The 19,480-nt window shown below is 65.7% G+C and carries 21 protein-coding genes; 10 read left to right on the forward strand and 11 right to left on the reverse strand.

What is annotated here, in order from left to right:
• Window positions 1-32: 32 nt before the first annotated feature.
• The 3 genes from ACTXG9_RS03835 to arsC all read left to right on the forward strand — a co-directional run bounded on the left by ACTXG9_RS03835 (window position 33) and on the right by arsC (window position 2,133).
• Window positions 33-518, forward strand: coding sequence for a DUF456 domain-containing protein (locus ACTXG9_RS03835; RefSeq protein ID WP_111104487.1), 486 nt, complete (start codon window positions 33-35; stop codon window positions 516-518).
• 119 nt (window positions 519-637) lie between these two features.
• On the forward strand, window positions 638-1,792 hold the full coding sequence (locus tag ACTXG9_RS03840) for a phospholipase A (RefSeq protein WP_019660427.1): 1,155 nt from the start codon (window positions 638-640) through the stop codon (window positions 1,790-1,792).
• Window positions 1,792-2,133 carry an arsenate reductase (glutaredoxin) gene (arsC, locus tag ACTXG9_RS03845; protein WP_019660428.1) on the forward strand — a complete coding sequence of 114 codons (342 nt, stop codon included), beginning with the start codon at window positions 1,792-1,794 and terminating at the stop codon, window positions 2,131-2,133. Before ACTXG9_RS03840 ends, arsC begins: the two co-directional genes overlap by 1 nt.
• A 100-nt stretch (window positions 2,134-2,233) precedes the next feature.
• Here the strand turns inward: arsC and ACTXG9_RS03850 are convergent, their stop codons facing one another.
• From ACTXG9_RS03850 to ACTXG9_RS03865, 4 genes are all read right to left on the reverse strand, one after another.
• Entirely contained in the window at window positions 2,234-2,869 is a 636-nt protein-coding gene (locus tag ACTXG9_RS03850) for a glutathione S-transferase family protein (protein ID WP_019660429.1), read from the reverse strand.
• A 56-nt stretch (window positions 2,870-2,925) separates the two neighbouring features.
• A complete protein-coding gene (locus tag ACTXG9_RS03855; protein ID WP_019660430.1) occupies window positions 2,926-3,261 on the reverse strand; it encodes a hypothetical protein in 336 nt (111 codons plus the stop codon).
• Window positions 3,262-3,335: 74 nt separating this feature from the next.
• Window positions 3,336-3,731: a hypothetical protein gene (locus ACTXG9_RS03860; RefSeq protein WP_111099277.1), complete on the reverse strand. Its 396-nt coding sequence runs from the start codon at window positions 3,729-3,731 to the stop codon at window positions 3,336-3,338.
• 117 nt (window positions 3,732-3,848) lie between these two features.
• The gene (locus tag ACTXG9_RS03865) at window positions 3,849-5,366 is read right to left on the reverse strand and encodes a fumarate hydratase (protein ID WP_019660432.1); all 1,518 of its coding nucleotides are present in this window, start codon (window positions 5,364-5,366) and stop codon (window positions 3,849-3,851) included.
• A 147-nt stretch (window positions 5,367-5,513) separates the two neighbouring features.
• On the opposite strand from ACTXG9_RS03865, the gene ACTXG9_RS03870 reads away from it, so the two are divergent.
• The 5 genes from ACTXG9_RS03870 to ACTXG9_RS03890 all read left to right on the forward strand — a co-directional run bounded on the left by ACTXG9_RS03870 (window position 5,514) and on the right by ACTXG9_RS03890 (window position 10,664).
• Window positions 5,514-6,410: an RNA polymerase sigma-70 factor gene (locus ACTXG9_RS03870; RefSeq protein WP_111099275.1), complete on the forward strand. Its 897-nt coding sequence runs from the start codon at window positions 5,514-5,516 to the stop codon at window positions 6,408-6,410.
• A gap of 36 nt (window positions 6,411-6,446) precedes the next feature.
• Window positions 6,447-6,896, forward strand: a complete 450-nt coding sequence (locus ACTXG9_RS03875) for a carboxymuconolactone decarboxylase family protein (protein ID WP_019660434.1) — start codon at window positions 6,447-6,449, stop codon at window positions 6,894-6,896.
• A gap of 368 nt (window positions 6,897-7,264) precedes the next feature.
• The gene (locus ACTXG9_RS03880) at window positions 7,265-9,136 is read left to right on the forward strand and encodes an ABC transporter ATP-binding protein (protein WP_111104343.1); all 1,872 of its coding nucleotides are present in this window, start codon (window positions 7,265-7,267) and stop codon (window positions 9,134-9,136) included.
• A gap of 80 nt (window positions 9,137-9,216) precedes the next feature.
• Window positions 9,217-9,996 (forward strand): ferredoxin--NADP reductase, encoded by a 780-nt coding sequence (locus ACTXG9_RS03885; RefSeq protein ID WP_019660436.1) that lies wholly within the window; start codon window positions 9,217-9,219, stop codon window positions 9,994-9,996.
• Between the two features lie 110 nt (window positions 9,997-10,106).
• A complete protein-coding gene (locus tag ACTXG9_RS03890) occupies window positions 10,107-10,664 on the forward strand; it encodes a TlpA disulfide reductase family protein (RefSeq protein ID WP_227852243.1) in 558 nt (185 codons plus the stop codon).
• A 34-nt stretch (window positions 10,665-10,698) separates the two neighbouring features.
• Here the strand turns inward: ACTXG9_RS03890 and ACTXG9_RS03895 are convergent, their stop codons facing one another.
• On the reverse strand, window positions 10,699-11,178 hold the full coding sequence (locus ACTXG9_RS03895) for a glutathione peroxidase (RefSeq protein ID WP_111104338.1): 480 nt from the start codon (window positions 11,176-11,178) through the stop codon (window positions 10,699-10,701).
• 130 nt (window positions 11,179-11,308) lie between these two features.
• Between ACTXG9_RS03895 and ACTXG9_RS03900 the strand changes: the two genes are divergently transcribed.
• The gene (locus ACTXG9_RS03900) at window positions 11,309-13,477 is read left to right on the forward strand and encodes a M3 family metallopeptidase (RefSeq protein ID WP_111104336.1); all 2,169 of its coding nucleotides are present in this window, start codon (window positions 11,309-11,311) and stop codon (window positions 13,475-13,477) included.
• 63 nt (window positions 13,478-13,540) lie between these two features.
• On the opposite strand, the gene ACTXG9_RS03905 is transcribed toward ACTXG9_RS03900, so the two are convergent.
• The 4 genes from ACTXG9_RS03905 to ACTXG9_RS03920 all read right to left on the reverse strand — a co-directional run bounded on the left by ACTXG9_RS03905 (window position 13,541) and on the right by ACTXG9_RS03920 (window position 16,800).
• Entirely contained in the window at window positions 13,541-14,293 is a 753-nt protein-coding gene (locus ACTXG9_RS03905) for a hypothetical protein (RefSeq protein ID WP_111104335.1), read from the reverse strand.
• A 150-nt stretch (window positions 14,294-14,443) separates the two neighbouring features.
• Window positions 14,444-15,559, reverse strand: a complete 1,116-nt coding sequence (gene cfa, locus ACTXG9_RS03910; RefSeq protein WP_021203018.1) for a cyclopropane fatty acyl phospholipid synthase — start codon at window positions 15,557-15,559, stop codon at window positions 14,444-14,446.
• A 19-nt stretch (window positions 15,560-15,578) separates the two neighbouring features.
• Window positions 15,579-16,460 carry a DUF3298 and DUF4163 domain-containing protein gene (locus tag ACTXG9_RS03915; protein ID WP_031269985.1) on the reverse strand — a complete coding sequence of 294 codons (882 nt, stop codon included), beginning with the start codon at window positions 16,458-16,460 and terminating at the stop codon, window positions 15,579-15,581.
• Between the two features lie 37 nt (window positions 16,461-16,497).
• Window positions 16,498-16,800: a GNAT family N-acetyltransferase gene (locus ACTXG9_RS03920; RefSeq protein ID WP_005417588.1), complete on the reverse strand. Its 303-nt coding sequence runs from the start codon at window positions 16,798-16,800 to the stop codon at window positions 16,498-16,500.
• 208 nt (window positions 16,801-17,008) lie between these two features.
• Here ACTXG9_RS03920 and ACTXG9_RS03925 point away from each other — a divergent pair, with 208 nt between their 5' ends.
• A complete protein-coding gene (locus tag ACTXG9_RS03925; RefSeq protein ID WP_180883853.1) occupies window positions 17,009-17,170 on the forward strand; it encodes a hypothetical protein in 162 nt (53 codons plus the stop codon).
• Between the two features lie 48 nt (window positions 17,171-17,218).
• Here the strand turns inward: ACTXG9_RS03925 and ACTXG9_RS03930 are convergent, their stop codons facing one another.
• Window positions 17,219-17,842 carry a rhomboid family intramembrane serine protease gene (locus ACTXG9_RS03930; protein ID WP_111104333.1) on the reverse strand — a complete coding sequence of 208 codons (624 nt, stop codon included), beginning with the start codon at window positions 17,840-17,842 and terminating at the stop codon, window positions 17,219-17,221.
• A 7-nt stretch (window positions 17,843-17,849) separates the two neighbouring features.
• Complete coding sequence (locus tag ACTXG9_RS03935) at window positions 17,850-19,415, reverse strand: POT-type proton-dependent oligopeptide transporter (protein ID WP_019660445.1); 1,566 nt, start codon at window positions 19,413-19,415, stop codon at window positions 17,850-17,852.
• Between the last annotated feature and the right edge of the window lie 65 nt (window positions 19,416-19,480).

Below are 19,480 nucleotides of genomic sequence, written 5' to 3' on the forward strand. Positions count from 1 at the left end.
TCAACCCCAAAACGGCCACCATACGGGACAGCATGGGACTCTCATTCATCTTGTATCTGCTAGCGGTCATTTTTGTCCTCGCCGGCATCGCGGGCATCATCCTCCCGGCCCTGCCCGGCATCCCGCTGGTGTTCATCGGACTGCTGCTGGCGGCCTGGGCGGACGGCTTCGTCCACGTCGGCTGGCCGACCCTGGTTGGGCTGGGCGTACTGACCGTGCTCTCGCTGCTGGCGGACGTGCTGGCCACCGTAGTGGGTGCACAGCGGGTGGGTGCCAGCCGCAAGGCGCTGTGGGGCACCTTCGCCGGCAGCATCGTGGGGCTGTTCTTCATGCCCATCGGCCTGTTTGCGGGCCCACTGCTCGGCGCCCTGCTCGGCGAGTACTGGCACACCCACGAGCTGGGCCGCTCGACCAGGGTGGGACTGGCCACCTGGCTCGGCATCCTGCTCGGCCTGGCGCTGAAACTGGCCGTAGTGATCGCGATGCTTGGCCTGTTCGCCTTCGCGTGGTTCCTGTAATCGGCACCGCCTTCACGCCGCACGCACGCGGTGGGCGTGCATAAACCGTGGGGGCTGGCCGCGACCCGGTACAGCCGCCACACTGTGCGACTCCCGTATTCACCGAAGGGCCTGCTGGAATGACCCTCCCCCCGCTGCTTCCCCGCCTCGCACCGCTGGCGCTGGCCTTGGCCAGTGCTCCGCTCGCTGCGCAGGAGTTCGCGCCCAGCGCCGAAGCCTCGCCGGCCGCATGTGCGGCGATTACCACAGACGCTGCCCGCCTGGCCTGTTATGACCGGCAGTTCGGGCGCTCCGCGCAGTCCACCGCCGAGGCCGACGCTGCCGCCGAGGCAGCAGCACAGGCCCGTCGCGAAGAACGACAGACTGCACGCGTAAGCCAGGGCGAAGAGAAACTGCGCGAGCGGGTCAGTGATCTGCTCCGCCCAGCAGAGCCCGACAGCGCGCTGGCAAACGCTGGCCGGGGCTCACTGCTGGACAGCCGCTGGGAACTGGCCGAGGACTCCAAGCTCGGCCCGTTCCAGCTGCGCGCCTACAAGCCGGTGTACCTGCTGCCTGCGTTCTGGACCAGCGACCGCAACACCACACCGCATTCGCCGAATCCGGCCAACACGGTCACCACGCCGCAGGTGCTGGACAGTGCCGAGCTGAAGTTCCAGATCAGTTTCAAGACCAAGATCGCCGAGAACCTGTTCGGCGACAACGGCGACATCTGGGCCGGCTACACCCAGAGCTCGCGCTGGCAGGCCTACAACAGCGAGGATTCGCGCCCCTTCCGCGAAACCAATTACGAACCGGAAGTGATGATGGTCTTCCGCAACGGCTACTCGATCGGTGGCTGGCGCGGGCGCATGACCGGCATCGCGCTGAACCACCAGTCCAATGGCCGGGCCGACCCACTGTCGCGCAGCTGGAACCGGGTCATGCTCAACATCGGCCTGGACCGCGAGAACTGGGCGCTGGTGCTGCGCCCCTGGTACCGCATCCCGGAAACCCGCAGCGATGACAACAACCCGGACATCGAGGATTACATGGGCCGCGGTGACGCGACCCTGACCTGGAACCGCAACGGCCACGAAGTCTCGTTGATGGCACGCCATTCGCTGCGCACCGGCAGCCGCTCGCACGGCGCCCTGCAGCTGGATTACGGCTTCCCGATCAGCAACCTGCTGCGCGGCCATGTGCAGGTCTTCGACGGCTACGGCGAAAGCCTGATCGATTACAACCACAAGGCCACCTACGTGGGCGTGGGTGTGTCCCTGCTGGAGTGGTTCTGATGGACGTGACGATCTGGCACAACCCGGCCTGCAGCAACTCGCGCGGCGCACTGAAGCTGATCCGCGATGCAGGCTTCGATCCGGAGGTGATCGAATACCTGGGCAACCCACCCGATGCGGCCACGCTGCGCCAGGTGCTGGCCGAATCCGGACTGGACGCGCGGGCGCTGGTGCGCAACAAGGAGGCGCAGTTCACCGAACTTGGCCTGGAGGATGCGGACGAGGCCACGCTGCTGGCCGCGATGGCCGAACACCCGCGGCTGATCAACCGCCCCGTGGTGCGCACGCCCAAGGGTACACGGCTGTGCCGGCCGCCGGAAACGGTGCTGGAGATCCTGTAACCCGCACTGCCAGAGCCGAGCCCTGGCCGGCTGCTGCCCGGCTGCTGCTCGCGTGCCACCCGTGAATGCAGCCGAGCGTGGCTCGGCGCTGCAGAACGGGCTACTGCCAGTCGGTGATGCCCTCGCGGCGATACACCTCGGCGAACGCCGGGCGCGCCTTCATCGACGTGGCATGCGCCTTCAGCGCCGGCCAGGTGTCGCTGGGCCTCGGCATGTTGCGCGACCAGCGCATCAGCATCACCAGCATGTAGTCGGCCACGCAGGGCGTGGCGCCCAGCAGGTAGGGGCCATGTGCATGCAGGTGCGCGGCCACATGCTGCCAGGCCGCTTCCAGGCGCTGCCGTGCCATCCCGCGGCTGGCCTCGATATTCGCCTCGCCCGCCATTTCGTGTGGATAGAACCATGCTCGATAGGCCGGCTGCAGCGTATTGGCACACCAGAACATCCAACGGTAGGCATCGGCGCGCTGCGGTGTGCCCAGCGCGGGCAGCAGGTTGGCGTCCGGATGACGATCAGCCAGGTACAGTGCAATGGCCGCCGCTTCGGTCAGTACCAGGCCATCGATCAGCAGCGTCGGCACCACGCCAGCAGGGTTCAGTGCCAGGTACTCGGCCGACTTGTGCTCGCGTGCGTCGAAATCCAGCAGCACCAGTTCGTGCTCGATGCCGAGTTCGATCAGCAGCCAGTGCACCACCAGGGCGGCGGTGCTGGTCGAACCATACAGCGTGGTGCTCATGCGCAAGTCCCGGGTGGATGAATCGGCCGATTATGCCCTGCACGGGCAATCGTTGCTCAGCCGCAGCGGCTCATGCAGGTATCGCGGCCTTCGCTACAGGACATGATCGGCGTGCGTATCGCGCAGTCGTGTGTCTTCAGTTCACAGGAACGGCGCAGTTCGGGATTGGCAACGTCCTTGCAGCGTTTGTCCGGCGCCGGCACCATCTGTTGTTCGCAGCTGAAGTCGTTGCTGCCGATACTCCCCCGCGCCATGCAGCTCCGATAATCGGCCTGGCATTGCACGCGGCACTGCGAGGAGGCGGAGAAATCCGCACCTTCATAGGAGGACGTTGTGCTGCAGCCGGCCAGGACCAGCAGGAATACAGTCGCGACGGATCGATGCAGGCGCATGGGCACATCCAGTGCAGGGATGTGCCGACCCTAGCAGACTACGGTTACTCGTGCAGGCCCGACGCGCGCCCCGATCAGTACACGGGAACACCGGTGTCGGTGCGAACGTCATTCACGGTGCCGCCGCAGGAGAGCAGGCATTGGGCGTACGGAGCGCCGCATGAAGGAAGCACCGGGGGACCGCAGTAGTTGCCGGCACCGTTGCCCCCTTCGCAGTTGTGCCGCTGCTTGTCATCGGCGATATCACTGCAACGGCTGATGACCCGGCTCTTCTCGCTTTCGCAGCTGCGCTGATCCGACTCGGCAAGGGCGCGGTTGTGGAAGTCGCACGTTGCCTTCCGGTTCTCGCAGACCGACGCGCAGATCTTCCCCGCTTCGTGGGTGGGAGGCTCGACGAAGTAACGTGGCCCGCAGGCGCTGCACGCCAGCGCAGCGACCAGCAACACGAAAACACGCGGCAACTGCAGCACGATGGACTCCCTTCCAGAACGCCAGCCAGTACGTTAGCAGAGCAGGCCACGCGCAGGCAGGCTGCACACAACAACGGCGCCACACGGGCGCCGTTGTCTGAACACTGGGCGGAAGGATTACTCCACCACCACCGGAATCTTGCCGATACGGGCCTGCCATTCGCGCGGGCCGGTCTTGTGCACCGATTCGCCGGTGGAATCGACGGCCACGGTCACGGGCATGTCCTGCACGGTGAACTCGTAGATCGCTTCCATGCCCAGGTCGGCGAAACCGACCACCTTGGCCGCCTTGATCGCCTTGGACACCAGGTAGGCCGAACCACCAACGGCCATCAGGTAGGCCGACTTGTGCTTCTTGATCGCTTCGATGGCGGCCGGGCCGCGCTCGGCCTTGCCGACCATGCCCAGCAGGCCGGTCTGCGCCAGCACCTGCTCGGTGAACTTGTCCATGCGGGTCGCCGTGGTCGGGCCGGCCGGGCCCACCACTTCGTCGCGCACAGGATCTACCGGGCCGACGTAGTAGATGAAGCGGCCCTTCAGATCCACCGGCAGTTCCTCGCCCTTGTTGAGCATGTCGACCATGCGCTTGTGCGCGGCGTCGCGGCCGGTCAGCAGCTTGCCGTTGAGCAGCAGGGTCTGGCCCGGCTTCCAGCTGGCCACGTCTTCCGGGGTGATCGTGTCCAGGTCCACGCGGGTGCCCTTGGACGCGTCATAGGTCAGCTTCGGCCAGTCTTCCAGCGACGGCGGGTCCAGCATCACCGGGCCGCTGCCATCCAGGGTGAAGTGCGCATGGCGGGTGGCCGCGCAGTTCGGGATCATCGCCACCGGCAGGTTGGCCGCGTGGGTCGGGTAATCCTTGATCTTGATGTCGAGCACGGTGGTCAGGCCCCCCAGGCCCTGCGCACCAATGCCAAGCGCGTTGACCTTCTCGTACAGCTCCAGGCGCAGCTCTTCAATGCGGTTGGACGCGCCCCGGGCCTGCAGTTCGGTGATGTCGATCGGCTCCATCAGCGCTTCCTTGGCCAGCAGCATCGCCTTCTCGGCGGTGCCACCGATGCCGATGCCGAGCATGCCCGGCGGGCACCAGCCGGCGCCCATGGTCGGCACGGTCTTCAGCACCCAGTCGACGATGGAGTCGGACGGGTTGAGCATGGCGAACTTGGTCTTCGCTTCCGAACCACCGCCCTTGGCGGCGACGATCACGTCGACGGTGTTGCCCGGCACCACCTTGACGTTGACCACGCCCGGAGTGTTGTCCTTGGTATTGATGCGCTTGCCGGCCGGATCAGCCAGCACAGAGGCGCGCAGCTTGTTGTCCGGGTGCATGTAGGCGCGGCGAACGCCCTCATTGGCCATCTCTTCCACGCCCATGGTGGCGTCGTCCCAGCGCACGTCCATGCCGATTTCCAGGAACACGGTGACGATGCCGGTGTCCTGGCAGATCGGGCGGTGGCCCTCGGCGCACATGCGCGAATTGATCAGGATCTGGGCCATCGCTTCCTTCGCGGCCGGCGACTCCTCGCGCTCGTAGGCAGCGGCGAGGTTCTTGATGTAGTCGACCGGGTGGTAGTACGAGATGTACTGCAGCGCGTCGGCGATGGACTGGATGAGGTCTTCCTGCTTGATCGATGTCACGGCTTGCTCGCTTGCTCGAGGCTGGCGGGGGTAATCCGCCCATTTTACCCCCTCCCCCGGCCCCGGGGTGGTAGTGCCGGCCGCCGGCCGGCACTATCCGCGCAAGCCCTCTGTCACGCCATGCGCCACTGCGGCGTCCTTGCCCACATGAACGCTGAAACCGCTTTCCAGACCCACCGCCCGCGCCTGATGGCCCTGGCCTACCGCCTGCTCGGCAGCCGCGCCGACGCCGAAGACGTGGTCCAGGACGCCTGGCTGCGCTGGTCCGGCGCCGATCCTGCCAGCGTCCGCGACCCCGAGGCCTGGCTGGTCACCACCACCACCCGGCTCGGCCTGGACCGGCTGCGTGCGGCCAAGCGCGAGCGCGCGCACTATGTCGGGCCGTGGCTGGCCGAGCCGCTGGCCGTCACGCTGGAGCCTGACCCGGCGCCCGGCCCGGCCCAGCTGCATGCGCTGGCCGACGATGTCTCGGTGGCCTTCCTGACCTTGCTCGAACAACTCGGCCCCGAAGAACGCGCCGCCTTCCTGCTGAAAGAGGCGTTCGACCACGACTATCGCGAGATCGCCGAGCTGATCGGTCACAGCGAGGCCAACTGCCGGCAGATGGTGCACCGTGCCCGGCAACGCCTGCTGGCCCGGCGGCCGCGCTTCAACGCCGATGCCAGCCAGCACCGGCAGCTGCTGGCGCGCTTCATGGACGCCTCGCAGCGCGGCGACAGCGAGGCGATCCAAGCCCTGCTGCACGCCAACGCGCAACTGGTCTCCGACGGTGGCGGCGTGGTTACCGCAGCGATCCGCCCACTGCTGGGTGCCGAGCGCATCGGCCGCCTGTTCTGGGCCATCGCCCGCCGTGGCGCGGTGCATCCGGCCCACCTGGGCTGCGTCAATGGCGAGCCGGCGATTCTGCGCTTCCAGGGCGACCACCTGCACTCGATCACCACCATCGAAGTGGTCGATGGCCGCATCGCCAACGTGTACAGCGTGTTGAATCCGGAGAAGCTGCCGGACGTTGTCACGCGCGGCGACGGTACGGCGTCCTGGTAGTGAAAGGCGGCCACTGTGGCCGCCGTGGAGCCCACGATGTCGAACCATGCCTCTCCCCGCGTCCCCTACACCCGCCTGGCCGCCGAGGCCTTCAAGGGCCTGCTGGCCACCAGCCAGGCGGTGCATGACAGCTCGGTCGATCCGACCCTGATGGAACTGGTGTTCCTGCGCGTGTCGCAGCTCAACGGCTGCGGCTACTGCATGGACATGCACGGCACTGCGCTGCGCAAGGGCGGCATCGAGCCGCGCAAGCTCGATACGCTGCCCGCCTGGCACGAAAGCCGCTTCTTTGATGCCCGTGAACGTGCGGCGCTGGGCTGGGCCGAGGCGCTGACCCGGCTGACCGACGGTGCGCCGTCGCAGGCGGCGTTCGATGCACTGGCACCGCACTTCGATGAGAAGGGCATCAGTGACCTGAGCATGGGCATTGCGGTGATCAATGCGTGGAACCGGCTGGGTGCAGGGTTGCTGCCGCCGCTGCCGTAAAAGGGGCCTGTTGGCCGGGCTGCCGCCCGGCACCCGCAGAGGCCAGAGCAACAGCTGGAGCAACGGCAGAAGCTGGCTCTTCTGCGGGTTGGCAGGGTGGGTCAGGTCGCAGGGGACGCTGCAAGTACGTCCATGTAAGCTCGGTCGCCGCATCCGTGCGGCTCACGCCCCTGCGACCTGACCCACCCCGCCCTCGACAGACTTCTACTGCTGTTGGCAGGTGTCGACCTTGGTCGACACGGTAGATCCACGCCATGCGTGGATACGGGGGGCTGGATCAGATCCCTTTGCAAAGGGATCTGATCCCGGTGCCGGCCACACGGCTGCACTGACCCCATCTGCACGCGTCCGACGCGCACAATACGCGCATGCCTGCTACCCCCACCGCTGGCGCTGACGCCGCGAAGAAACCCAGCCTGCGCCAGCGCTTCAGGGCGATGCGCAACCTGCCGCCTTTCCTGCGCATGGTCTGGCAGACCAGTCCCGTCCTGACCCTCGCCAGCCTTGGGCTGCGCCTGATCCGTGCGCTGCTGCCGGTGGCAATGCTGTACGTCGGCAAGCTGATCATCGACAGCGCCCTGCACCTGAGCCAGCACGATGCCGGCTTCCCGCCGCTGGGCGAAGCGCTGTCCAGTGGTCTGCTCAACCCACTGCTGGGCCTGCTGGCGCTGGAATTCGGCCTGGCCATCGGCTCGGACCTGCTCGGCCGCCTGGTCAGCTACGCCGATGCCCTGCTCTCGGAGCTGTTCGCCAACGTCACCAGCATCCGGCTGATGGAACACGCGGCAACGCTGGATCTGGAGGACTTCGAGGATCCGGACCTGCAGGACAAGCTGGACCGTGCGCGGCGCCAGACCATGGGCCGGATGAACCTGATGAGCCAGCTGTTCGGCCAGGTGCAGGACACGATCACCGTGGCCAGCCTCGCCGTCGGCCTGCTGGTCTACGCGCCGTGGCTGATCCTGCTGCTGGCGCTGGCGCTGGTGCCGGCCTTCATCGGCGAATCGCACTTCAACGCGGCCGGCTACAGCCTCAATTTCCAGTGGACGCCCGAGCGCCGCCAGCTCGACTACCTGCGCCAGCTCGGTGCCAGCGTGGAAACGGCCAAGGAAGTGAAGATCTACAACCTGCACCGCTTCCTGGTGGAACGCTACCGGCGCCTGTCGGTGGCGCTGTTCCAGGCCAACCGTGCACTGGCCCGGCGCCGCGCGTTCTGGGGCACGCTGCTGGCTGCACTGGGCACGCTGGGGTACTACACCGCCTACGCCTACATCGCGTGGCGCACGGTGCGCGGCGACTTTTCGATCGGCGACCTGACCTTCCTCGCCGGCAGCTTCCTGCGCCTGCGCCAGCTGCTGGAAGGCCTGCTGATCGGCTTCTCGCAGGTCGCCAGCCAGGCGCTGTATCTGGATGACCTGTTCTCGTTCTTCCAGATCGAGCCGGAAATCCACTCGCGTGAAGGCGCCGTGCGCGTGCCGCAGCCAATCCGCCAGGGCTTCGTGTTCGAGAACGTCGGCTTCCGCTATCCCGATGCCGAACAGTGGGCGGTGCGCCATCTGGATTTCCAGCTGTACGCAGGTGAAGTGCTGGCCCTGGTCGGCGAGAACGGCGCCGGCAAGACCACGCTGGTGAAACTGCTGGCACGGCTGTACGAGCCGGACGAAGGCCGGATCCTGCTCGATGGCCGCGATCTGCGCGACTACGACCTGGACGACCTGCGCGCCAACCTCGGGGTGATCTTCCAGGACTTCGTGCGCTACAACCTCAGCGCGGGCGAGAACATCGGCGTTGGCCAGGTCGAGGCGATGGACGACCAGGCGCGCATTGCCGACGCCGCAAGGCGCGGCATGGCCGAGGAAGTGATCGAGGACCTGCCCGGTGGCTACGACCAGCAGATCGGCCGGCGCTTCAAGCAGGGCGTGGACCTGTCCGGCGGCCAATGGCAGAAGATCGCCATCGCGCGCGCATGGATGCGCGATGCGCAGGTCATGATCCTGGATGAGCCAACCGCAGCGCTGGATGCGCGCAGCGAGTTCGAGGTGTTCCAGCGGTTCAGGGAACTGGCGGATAATCGCACCGCAGTGCTGATTTCCCACCGCTTTTCCTCCGTACGCATGGCCGACCGCATCCTGGTCCTGGCCGACGGCCGGATCGAGGCCAGCGGCACCCACGCGCAGCTGATGGCACAGGGTGGCCGCTACGCCGAGCTGTTCGAGCTGCAGGCGGCGGGTTATCGCTGAGAACGCCTCTCGTTCTGCCCAATGAGAACCTGTCTCATTTGAGATAGAATCACCCCCGACGACTTTTGATAGATACGCCCATGTCCACCGCTTTTGGCGCCGAAACGGTGCTTGAGGTCCGCCACTGGACCGACGCCTACTTCAGTTTCACCACCACCCGCGACAGCGGCTTCCGCTTCGAGAACGGCCAGTTCGTGATGATCGGCCTGGAAACCGAGGCGCGCCCGTTGCTGCGTGCCTACTCCATCGCCAGTGCCAACTGGGAAGAGCAGCTGGAGTTCTTCAGCATCAAGGTGCAGGACGGCCCGCTGACCTCGCGCCTGCAGCACATCAAGCCGGGCGACAAGGTGCTGGTCGGCAAGAAGCCCACCGGCACCCTGCTGATCAGCGACCTGCACCCCGGCAGGAACCTGTACCTGCTGGGCACCGGCACCGGCCTGGCGCCGTGGCTGTCAGTGATCAAGGACCCGGAAACCTACGAGCGCTTCGAGAAGGTGATCCTGTGCCACGGCGTGCGCTACGAGAAGGACCTGGCCTATCGCGATTACTTCGAGAAGGAACTGCGTGAGCACGAGTTCCTCGGCGACATGATCGGCGACAAGCTGCTGTACTACCCGGCTGTCACCCGCGAGCCCTTCGCCAACCAGGGCCGCCTGACCTCGCTGATGGAAAGCGGCCAGATGCAGCGCACCCTCGGCCTGCCGGAACTGAGCCCGGAAAACGACCGTGCGATGATTTGCGGCAGTCCGCAGATGCTGGCTGATCTGCGCACCGTGCTCGACGCGCGTGGCTTCCAGGTTTCGCCGCGCATCGGCCAGCCGGGCCACTATGTCTTCGAGCGCGCGTTCGTCGAGAAGTAAAGCGCGGGGCGCCGACCCCGCCTCTGCACCCGACCTGTTGCATACCCTGCGCATTGCCGGCATGGTCCGCCACACACGGGCCGATGGCCCTCTTGGGGAATACACGGATGATGGACACATGGATCCCGCACCGGATGCGGGCGTGGGCGATTGCCGGTCTTCTGCTGGCGGCGGCTCCGGCGTGGGCTGCGCCGCCCGCCCGTGGCGACGTGCCGCCGCAGGCACTGGGCAACGACCGCAAGGGCAATCCGGTCAATCTGGCCGAGCAGCGCGGCAAGGTCGTGATCGTGACCTTCTGGGCCTCCTGGTGCGGCCCCTGCCGCAAGGAACTTCCGATCCTGGCCCATCTGCAACAGGTGGTCGGCGAGGACGCGTTGAAGGTCTACGCGGTCAACTGGGGCGAACCCCGACTGGAAGTCAGCCGTCTGATCCGTCAGCGCGACTGGCCGAAGCTGGAGTACCTGCATGATCCCGGCGGCGCGCTGGCCGAGCAATTCGGCATCGTCGCAGTACCCCACATGTTCATCGTCGGCCGCGACGGCACCGTCGCCCATGCCCACCGCGGCTACAGCGAGGCCAGCCTGCCGCAGATCATGCAACAGGTGATCGATGCACTGCCGGAAGAAGTGCGCAACCGCGAGGCAGGCGCAGCAGCGCTGGGGCACTGACTACATACATCGCCTCCTGCGCGAACAAGGCGTGTTACAGCAGCGCTTCGATCTCGTCGCGCAGCTGCTCCGGCCTGGTGGTGGGCGCATGCCGCGACACCACCCGCCCCTGGCGATCGACCAGGAACTTGCTGAAATTCCACTTGATGCGGGCGCTACCCAGCAGGCCGCGCTTCTCGCGTGACAGCCAGGCCCACAACGGATCAGCCCCCTCGCCGTTGACCTCGATCTTCTCCGACAGCGGGAAGCTGACCGGATAATCCAGCGAACAGAACTGGCGGATCTGCGCGGCGTCGCCGGGCTCCTGCGCGCCGAACTGGTTGCATGGGAAGCCGATCACCACCAGGCCACGCTCACGGTAGTTCTGCCACAACTGTTCCAGCCCGGTGTACTGCGGGGTGAAGCCACAACGGCTGGCGACATTGACCAGCAACAAGGGACGGCCCCGGTACTGATCCAGCGCCTGCGGCTGGCCGTCGAGGTCACGGAAGCTGAAATCGTAGGCGCTGGTCATGATGGCGGGCCGTGGGCGGTGGATGCATGGTACCCGCGCCCGGCCCCGGCAACATGCCTTTTGACACAAGTGCCAGCGCCGCCGGCCGGGTTACCCTCGGGCCCTTGTTTGCCTTACCGGAGTTCCTACCTTGACCACTCGCCTTGCCCTTGCCGTGGCCATGTCCCTCGGCCTTGCCCTGCCCGCCTTCTCGGCCGGCGCCGCTACCCCGGCCGCCAGCACCGCCGCCCAGCAGGCCAATCCGTTCTTTGCCGAAAGCCCGTTGCCGCTGCACTTCCCACAGTTCGACAGGATCAAGGACAGCGACTTCGCCCCGGCCTTCGACGCCGGCATGGCGCAGCAGCTGAAGGAAGTGGAAGCGATCGCCAACAACAAGGCCAAGCCGACCTTCGACAACACCATCATCGCCCTGGAGAAGAGCGGTGACATCCTCGACCGTGCGACCACCGTGTTCTTCAGCCTGGTCGGCGCCGACACCAATGACACCCGCAAGAAGCTGCAGGCCGACTACTCGGCGAAGTTCGCCGCGCACAGCGATGCGATCGCGCTGAACGGCAAGCTGTTCGCCCGCATCCAGGCGCTGTATGACACCCGCAGCCAGCTGGGCCTGGACGCCGAAGGCGTGCGCCTGGTCGAGAAGTACTACGACAACTACGTGCGCGCCGGCGCCAAGCTGTCCGAGGCCGACAAGGCCAAGCTGAAGGAGATGAACGCCGAACTGGCCAGCCTGGGCACTAGGTTCAGCCAGAACGTGCAGTCGGAAGTGAACGCCTCGGCGATCACCGTCGACGACGTCAAGGAACTGGACGGGCTGTCCAAGGAGCAGATCGCCGCCGCCGCCGAAGCCGCCAAGGCCCGGGGCCTGGAAGGCAAGTATGTAATCACCCTGCTCAACACCACCGGCCAGCCGCCGCTGACCAACCTGGCCAACCGCGCCCTGCGCCAGAAGATCTACGAAGCGTCGGTCAGCCGCGGCAGCCGCGGCGGTGAGTTCGACAACACCGCGCTGGTTTCGCGCATCATGCAGCTGCGTGCCGACAAGGCCAAGCTGATGGGCTTCCCGAACTTCGCCGCCTACAACCTGACCAACCAGACCGCCAAGACGCCGGAAGCGGTCAACGCGATGCTGGGCAAGCTGGCCCCGGCCGCGGTGGCCAACGCCAAGCGCGAAGCCGCCGACCTGCAGGCGATGATCGACCAGGAACAGAAGGCCGCAGGCAAGCCGACCTTCAAGCTGGAACCGTGGGACTGGGCCTTCTACAGCGAGAAGGTGCGCCAGGCCAAGTACAACTTCGACGAGTCGCAGCTGAAGCCGTACTTCGAAATGAAGAACGTGCTGGAGAACGGCGTGTTCCATGCCGCCAACCTGGAATTCGGCCTGACCTTCAAGCAGCGCACAGACCTGCCGGTCTACCACGACGACGTGACCGTCTACGACGTGTTCGACGCCGACGGCAGCCAGCTGGCAATCTTCATCTTCGACCCGTACGCACGCGCCTCCAAGCGCGGCGGCGCGTGGATGAACTCCTACGTCTCGCAGTCGAAGCTGACCGGCTTCAAGCCGGTGGTCGCCAATCACCTGAACATCCCGAAGCCGCCGGCCGGCCAGCCGACCCTGCTGACCTGGGACGAGGTGAACACCACCTTCCACGAGTTCGGCCACGCCCTGCACGGCATGTTCTCCAATGTGAAGTACCCGTATTTCTCGGGCACCTCGGTGCCGCGTGACTTCGTCGAGTTCCCCTCGCAGGTGAACGAGATGTGGGCCGACAACCCGGTCATCCTGAAGAACTACGCCAAGCACTACCAGAACGGTTCGGCGATGCCGCAGGCGCTGCTGGACAAGGTGCTGGCGGCGGCCAAGTTCAACCAGGGCTTCGCCACCACCGAGTACCTGGGTGCAGCGATGCTGGACCAGCGCTGGCACCAGATCGGTGCCGACCAGGTGCCGGCCGCCAAGGACGTGATGGCCTTCGAGCGCGCCGCGCTGGAGAAGGACGGCATCTACTACGCGCCGGTGCCGCCGCGCTACAAGACCCCGTACTTCAGCCACATCATGGGTGGCTACTCGGCCGGCTACTACGCCTACATCTGGTCGGAAGTGCTCGACGCCAACACCCAGAAGTGGTTCAAGGACAACGGTGGCCTGAGCCGCAAGAACGGCGACCACTTCCGCGCCACCCTGCTGTCCAAGGGTGGCAGCGTCGACGCGATGCAGCTGTTCCGCGATTTCGCCGGCCACGAGCCGCAGATCGAACCGCTGCTGGAAAAGCGTGGCCTGACCGGCGCCGGCAACTGATCGCCTGCGCGCTAGCGTGAAACGAAAACCGCCCGGGAGACCGGGCGGTTTTTTTCGTTGAGGTCATCGCCGGAACAATCGTTCCCACCATCGTTTCTGCGTGTTTGCCGCCGGAGCCGTATCCGTATCCAGGGTTTCCGGCACGAACTGCGCCAGCTCCGCCGCGACGGCCTCTGCGTACAGCAACGCGCCATCGGGGGCGCAGTTGAGCAGATTGCTCATGCTGGTCGATGCGTTGAAGTCCATCGGATTCGGCTCGACCACCTCGCTTGCTTCCAGCAATCCGCATCCATTGCCGATGGCATCATCGACAACGCTCCAGAACACGGCCAGTCGACCATCGGAGAACAGCTCGTGCAGACGCGCGCGCAGGTCATTGTCCCCGGCGTAGTCCGCGCGCATCTGCTTCAGCCGGTCATGCGTGATGAACACACCACCACCGTAGTTTTCGCGCAGGTGGTTGCCTGCAGCGGCGTCCGCCCACTGTGGCGGCACCAGTTGCCGCCAGTCCGCGAAATAGCGGGCAACCACCGGATCGTCGATGAAGAACGAAAGGGCGCTCCCGCGAAGATAGTGATACCGGCGCAGGTGACCGGCCACGATCGCCAAGTACAAAGCATGCCCCTTCTCGAAGGGCACGTCTGCGCTGATCGAGCGAGCCTCGTCGATGCGTTCCTGCAGCTGCTCCATGTAGAACGGCTCGATCCGGAATTGCTGCTGCAGCGGCTCAACCAGCGTCGCGTCCTCCAGCGCACGGAAATAGAGGCCACGGATTTCCGAGTCCGCGACTGGATGGTAGGTGATGTCCCAACCCATGCTGCAACGCCTTCAGGAATGCGGTAATCCCGCCGACCCAACAGCTTAGCGTCGACGACGCCCACGCGCGGAGCAGACCGTGTAACACACGGATTTGGCGTCAATGAGTGTCGTATCAGGCCTGATCTATCCCTCTCTCCCGACCCAACACTACCGTGGCGCCACGTACCCGCCCGGCACGCCTTCCGGCGACAGCACCAGCTGCCACAACTGCGCATGGCGGCAGCGGAAGGTGGCCATCGACCCGGCCAGGTAGAAGCGCCACATGCGGCGGAAGTGCTCGTCATAGCGCGCATCCAGCCGTGGCCACGCCGCTTCCACGTTGCGCCGCCAGGCCTGCAGGGTCAGGTCGTAGTCGGTGCCGAAGTTGTGCCAGTCTTCCAGCACGAAACGGCCTTCGAACGCCCGGGTGATCTGCGCCGCCGACGGCAGCATCGAGTTGGGAAAGATGTAGCGCGCGATCCACGGATCGGTGCGATGCCGGGAGATGTTGGTGCCGATGGTGTGCAACAGCAGCAGGCCGCGCGGCGACAGGCAACGCTTGGCCACCTCGAAGAAGCCCGCGTAGTTCTTGTCACCGACGTGCTCGAACATGCCGATCGAGAAAATCGCATCGAACGGTTCGTCCAGCTCGCGGTAGTCCTGCAATCGGATCTCGATCGGCAGGCCCGCGCACAGGTTCCGCGCGAACTCGGCCTGCTCCTGCGAAATCGTCACGCCGACGCCACTCACACCGTAGCGCTCAGCGGCGAACTTCAGCGCTTCGCCCCAACCGCAGCCAATGTCCAGCACGCGCTGGCCCGGGCGCAGGCCCAGCTTGCGGCAGACCAGGTCGAGCTTGGCTTCCTGTGCGGCGTCGAGATCATCGGCGTTGCGCCAATAGCCGCAGCTGTAGACCAGGCGCTGGCCCAGCATGGCCTGGTAGAGATCGTTGCCCAGGTCGTAATGACGGCGCCCGACCTCGTAGCTGCCCTGCCCCGCCTGCAGGTTGAACAGGCGCGCCTTCAGCGCATCGGCCACTTCGCGCCAGCCGTGCACCCGTTCATCCAGGTGCGCCTGCATCAGGTGGGCGAGGAATTCATCCAGGACGTTCGCATCCCACCAGCCGTCCATGTAGCTCTCGCCCAGGCCGAGCGAGCCTTGGCCCATGACCCGCGCGAAGAAGCGCGGGTCATGCACCTGGATGTCCTGTGGCTGGGTACCGCCGATGCGGACCCCGGCTTCGTGGAGCAGGTCGGCGACCCGCTCCTGCAACCCTGTATCCACGTCACCTCCTCGACTGCGGTCAACCGCGTGCGAACAGCTCCACGTAGTCCTTGGCCACGTGCGGCAACAGCACCGCCGCCGGTACATCGGCGGTCTGGGTGCCGTCCGAGTATGGACCCACCTGGTACGGCGGGAAAACAAAGCGCAGCGCGGTGATCTGCCCCTTGTCGTCGGTCAGTGGCTGGAACTGGCTGAAATTGTCGGCCTGCGGGCCAGTACCGTCGGCGATCATGCGCGATGCATTGCGCAGCGATTCCTGCAGTTGGGCCGGGTCCATGTCCTCGCCGCTGAGCCGTGTGGCCACGCGTTCGCGCAGCTGGTCGGCGACGAAATCGCTGATCGCCTTCCAGCCCTTGGCATCGGTCACCAGCTTTTCGGCACTGAGCATCTGCTGCTGCTGCGGCAGCCATACGAAGCGCGCCACCAGCGGTTCGCCGTGGGCGCCACCGGTGTAGCGGCTGCCATCAGCACTGACCACCACCAGCTGCGGGGTTTCCAGCAGTTTCTCGAAACTCAGCGACAGCTCGTAGGGCATGGTCGGCTTGTCGTTGCCGAGCCCGTCCAACGCCTGTTGCAGGTCACTGCGCGCACTCGTCGCATAGTTCTGCAGCGCACGGGCCAACCCCGGATAACGGTCGATGCCGGCCGGGTAGCTGATGCCCACCACTTCGCGCTCGTTGTTCTCGATCACGTCGCGCAGGTCCAGCGGCGCTTCCGTGGCCGGCGTTTCGACTGCGGCGGTGGCCTCGACGGCGGGAGCCGCCTCAGCCGCCGGTGCCGGCTCGCTTTCACGCTGGCAACCGGCCAGCAACAGCACGCCCACCACGCCGGCCAGCACGCTGCCGTGCAATGGCCGGTTGTTTCCAATCTTCATCGGGATCCCCTGTTCATGTTTGTACATCATCGCCTGCCATGGCTGAAGCGTGGCCCGCTGGCACTCAGCCAACGAGCAGGTCGTGGTACTCCTCGTGCCGCTGCAGGAAAGCCTCGGCGTAGGAACATGCCGGCACCACCTTGTACTTCTGCTCGCGGGCGAAACGCAGTGCCACGCGGGTCAGCTCACCGGCGATGCCACGGCCGGCGATCGGCTCGGGCACCTCGGTGTGGGTGATCACCATGCGCTTGCGCTTGATCTGGTAGTCCAGCACCGCCAGCTGTCCTCGCACACGGGCGGTGAAGCGGTGGTTGGCCAGGTCGTGTTCGACCTCGTAGGCCAGACCGGGGGGCGTGACCGAAGCCATGGAACTGTCTCCTGCGGCGACTGCGTGGATGGTGCGCAGCCGGGCGCCATGATCGCGTGAAGCCTGAACAGGGGCAAGTCCAGTCCATTCACGTCAGTTTTCGCCCTCAAGCTGGAGGCGGGCCGGCCGCTATCGCCTATGGAGGGGTACGGCCAGGCTGGCACGACCCTTGCGACCGTTGACCATGCGCACCACCGTGGAGGCTCCCATGCACGCCAGCAATTCCCATTCCGATACCGACCGCGCCCTGCTGGAGGGCCTGCTGCAACTGGCGGTGGAAGGGCAGACCGAGGATCAGGATTTCCAGCGCATCGGCGAGGAAGTATTCGCCCGCCTGCTGGATACCTACGGCCACACGACCCAGGCCTGAAACCGGATACGCCAGGGTCGGATCCGCAGGATCCGACCCTGGCACGCTTCAGCCGCCCAGGCGGAAGGTCGGGTTGGAAAGCTCGCGCAGGAAGTGGGTGAAGATGCTCGGCTGCATGGCCAGCATGAAGATCACGCCGAACGCCGCGCCCGCCAGGTGGGCGCTGTGGTTGATGCGGTCACCGCCGCGCTTGTCCATCCAGATGCTGTAGCCGACGTAGAACGCGGCATAGACAATGGCCGGTGCCGGGATGAAGAACACCAGGATGATCGACCACGGCTTGATCAGGATGAAGGCGAACAGCACCGCCGACACCGCCCCGGACGCACCCAGGCTGAGGTAGTTCGGGTTCTTCTGGTTCTTCAGGTAGCTGGGCAGGATCGAGACCAGCAGCGCACCGATGTAGAACGCCGGGTAGGTCAGGTAGCTGCCGGTCAGCTGCACCATCACGCTCTCGATGAATCCCCCGAAGAAGAACAGGGTGATCATGTTGAAGATCAGGTGCGACCAGTCGGCATGGATGAAGCCATAGGTCACCAGCCGGTCGTACTGGCGGTGACGGTCGATGGCCGGCGGCCACAGGATCAGGCGGTCGGCCAGCTTGCGGTTGTTGAACGCCATCCACGACAGGATGGCGGTGATGGCGATCAACAGCAGATTGACGGGGGTCATGTCAGGCTCAGGCGCTACGGTAGTTGTCGACCATACGATAGCGTTTCGCGTACCAACCGAAGGCCAACGCCGCGACGAAGGCGAAACCGGCGAAGAAGAACATCAGGAATGCCGCCTCGCTCAAGCCCGTACTGGCGATCTTGTGGGTCACCGCATCGTTGCGCACAGCAGCGTTGGACAGCAGCACCCACAGGTTGCCGATGGTGGTGGTCAGGTTCCAGAAGCTCATCACCACGCCCTTCATCGCCTGCGGCGCCTGGCTGTAGGCGAACTCCAGGCCGGTGGCCGAGACCAGCACCTCACCGAAGGTCAGCAATGCATACGGCAGGATCTGCCAGAAGATCGACAAAGCGTTGCCGCCGTCCATCACCACCTGGATGCCGCCGACCACGATCCAGGCCAGGCCACTGAAGGCGATGCCGGCGGTCATGCGGCGCAGCGCGGTCGGCTCCAAGCCGAAGCGGCGCAGGGCCGGGTACAGCACCAGGTTGTTGAACGGAATCAGGATCATCACCAGCAGGGGGTTCAGCGCCTGCATCTGCGAGGCGCTGAACCAGCTCGGCATCTGCATCTGCTGGCCCTGCAGGACCCAGGTCGAGGCCTTCTGGTCGAACAGCGAGAAGAACGGCGTGGTCAGCGCGAAGATCACCAGCACGCGCAGCACCGAGCGCACGCCTTCCACGGCTTCGGCTGGATGCTGGCCACGGGCCCGGTCCAGCTGCAACCAGGTGCCGCCACCGATGCCGGCGAGAATGGCCACCAGCGCCAGGCACAGGCAGATCACGATGCCCAGCGAACCGACCAGGCCGAACGACGCCGCTGCCAGCACCAGGCCGAGCACGGCGATCACCAGGCCCGGGCGGCCCTGGCCGGCCGCGCGTGCGGTCAGCGCAGTGCGCACCACGTTGGCGAACGAGTGCGGGTCCTTCGGTGGCAGTGGCACCAGCACGTAACGCTTGCGGCCCAGCCAGAACACGAAGGTGGCGATGAACATCAGGATGCCCGGGATGCCGAACGCCCACTGCGGGCCCCAGTTCTTCAGCGCCAGCGGGATCAGCAGCGAGGCGAACAGCGAGCCGAAGTTGATGATCCAGTAGAAGGCGTCGAAGACGATCTTGGCCAGGTGCTTGTTGCTCTGGTCGAACTGGTCGCCCATGAAGGAGGCCACCAGCGGCTTGATGCCACCGGCACCCAGGGCGATCAGGCCCAGGCCGAGGAAGAAGCCCTCGCGGCTGTTCTCGAACAGGGCAAGGCACAGATGACCGGCGCAGTAGACCAGGCTGAACCAGAGGATGGTGTGGTACTTGCCGAAGAACCTGTCGGCCAGCCAACCTCCGAGCAGCGGGAAGAAATACACGCCGATCATGAAGCTGTGCATGATGTCCTTGGCTTCACCGGCACGGCCTTCGGCTGTGATTTCCTGCAACAGCAGCGAGGTGATCAGGAACTGCACCAGGATGTTGCGCATCCCGTAGAAACTGAACCGCTCGCAGGCCTCATTGCCGATGATGTACGGGATCTGGCGCGGCATCTTTCCCTGGCCGGCGATGGGGGCAACTGCGTCGTGGCTCATCCTGTAAGGCATTCCTGCAAAGCGAAAGGCGCAAGGTTACCGGAACCGGGCCTTGCGAAGCACGC

Source organism: Stenotrophomonas maltophilia group sp. LNF247, assembly GCF_054083135.1.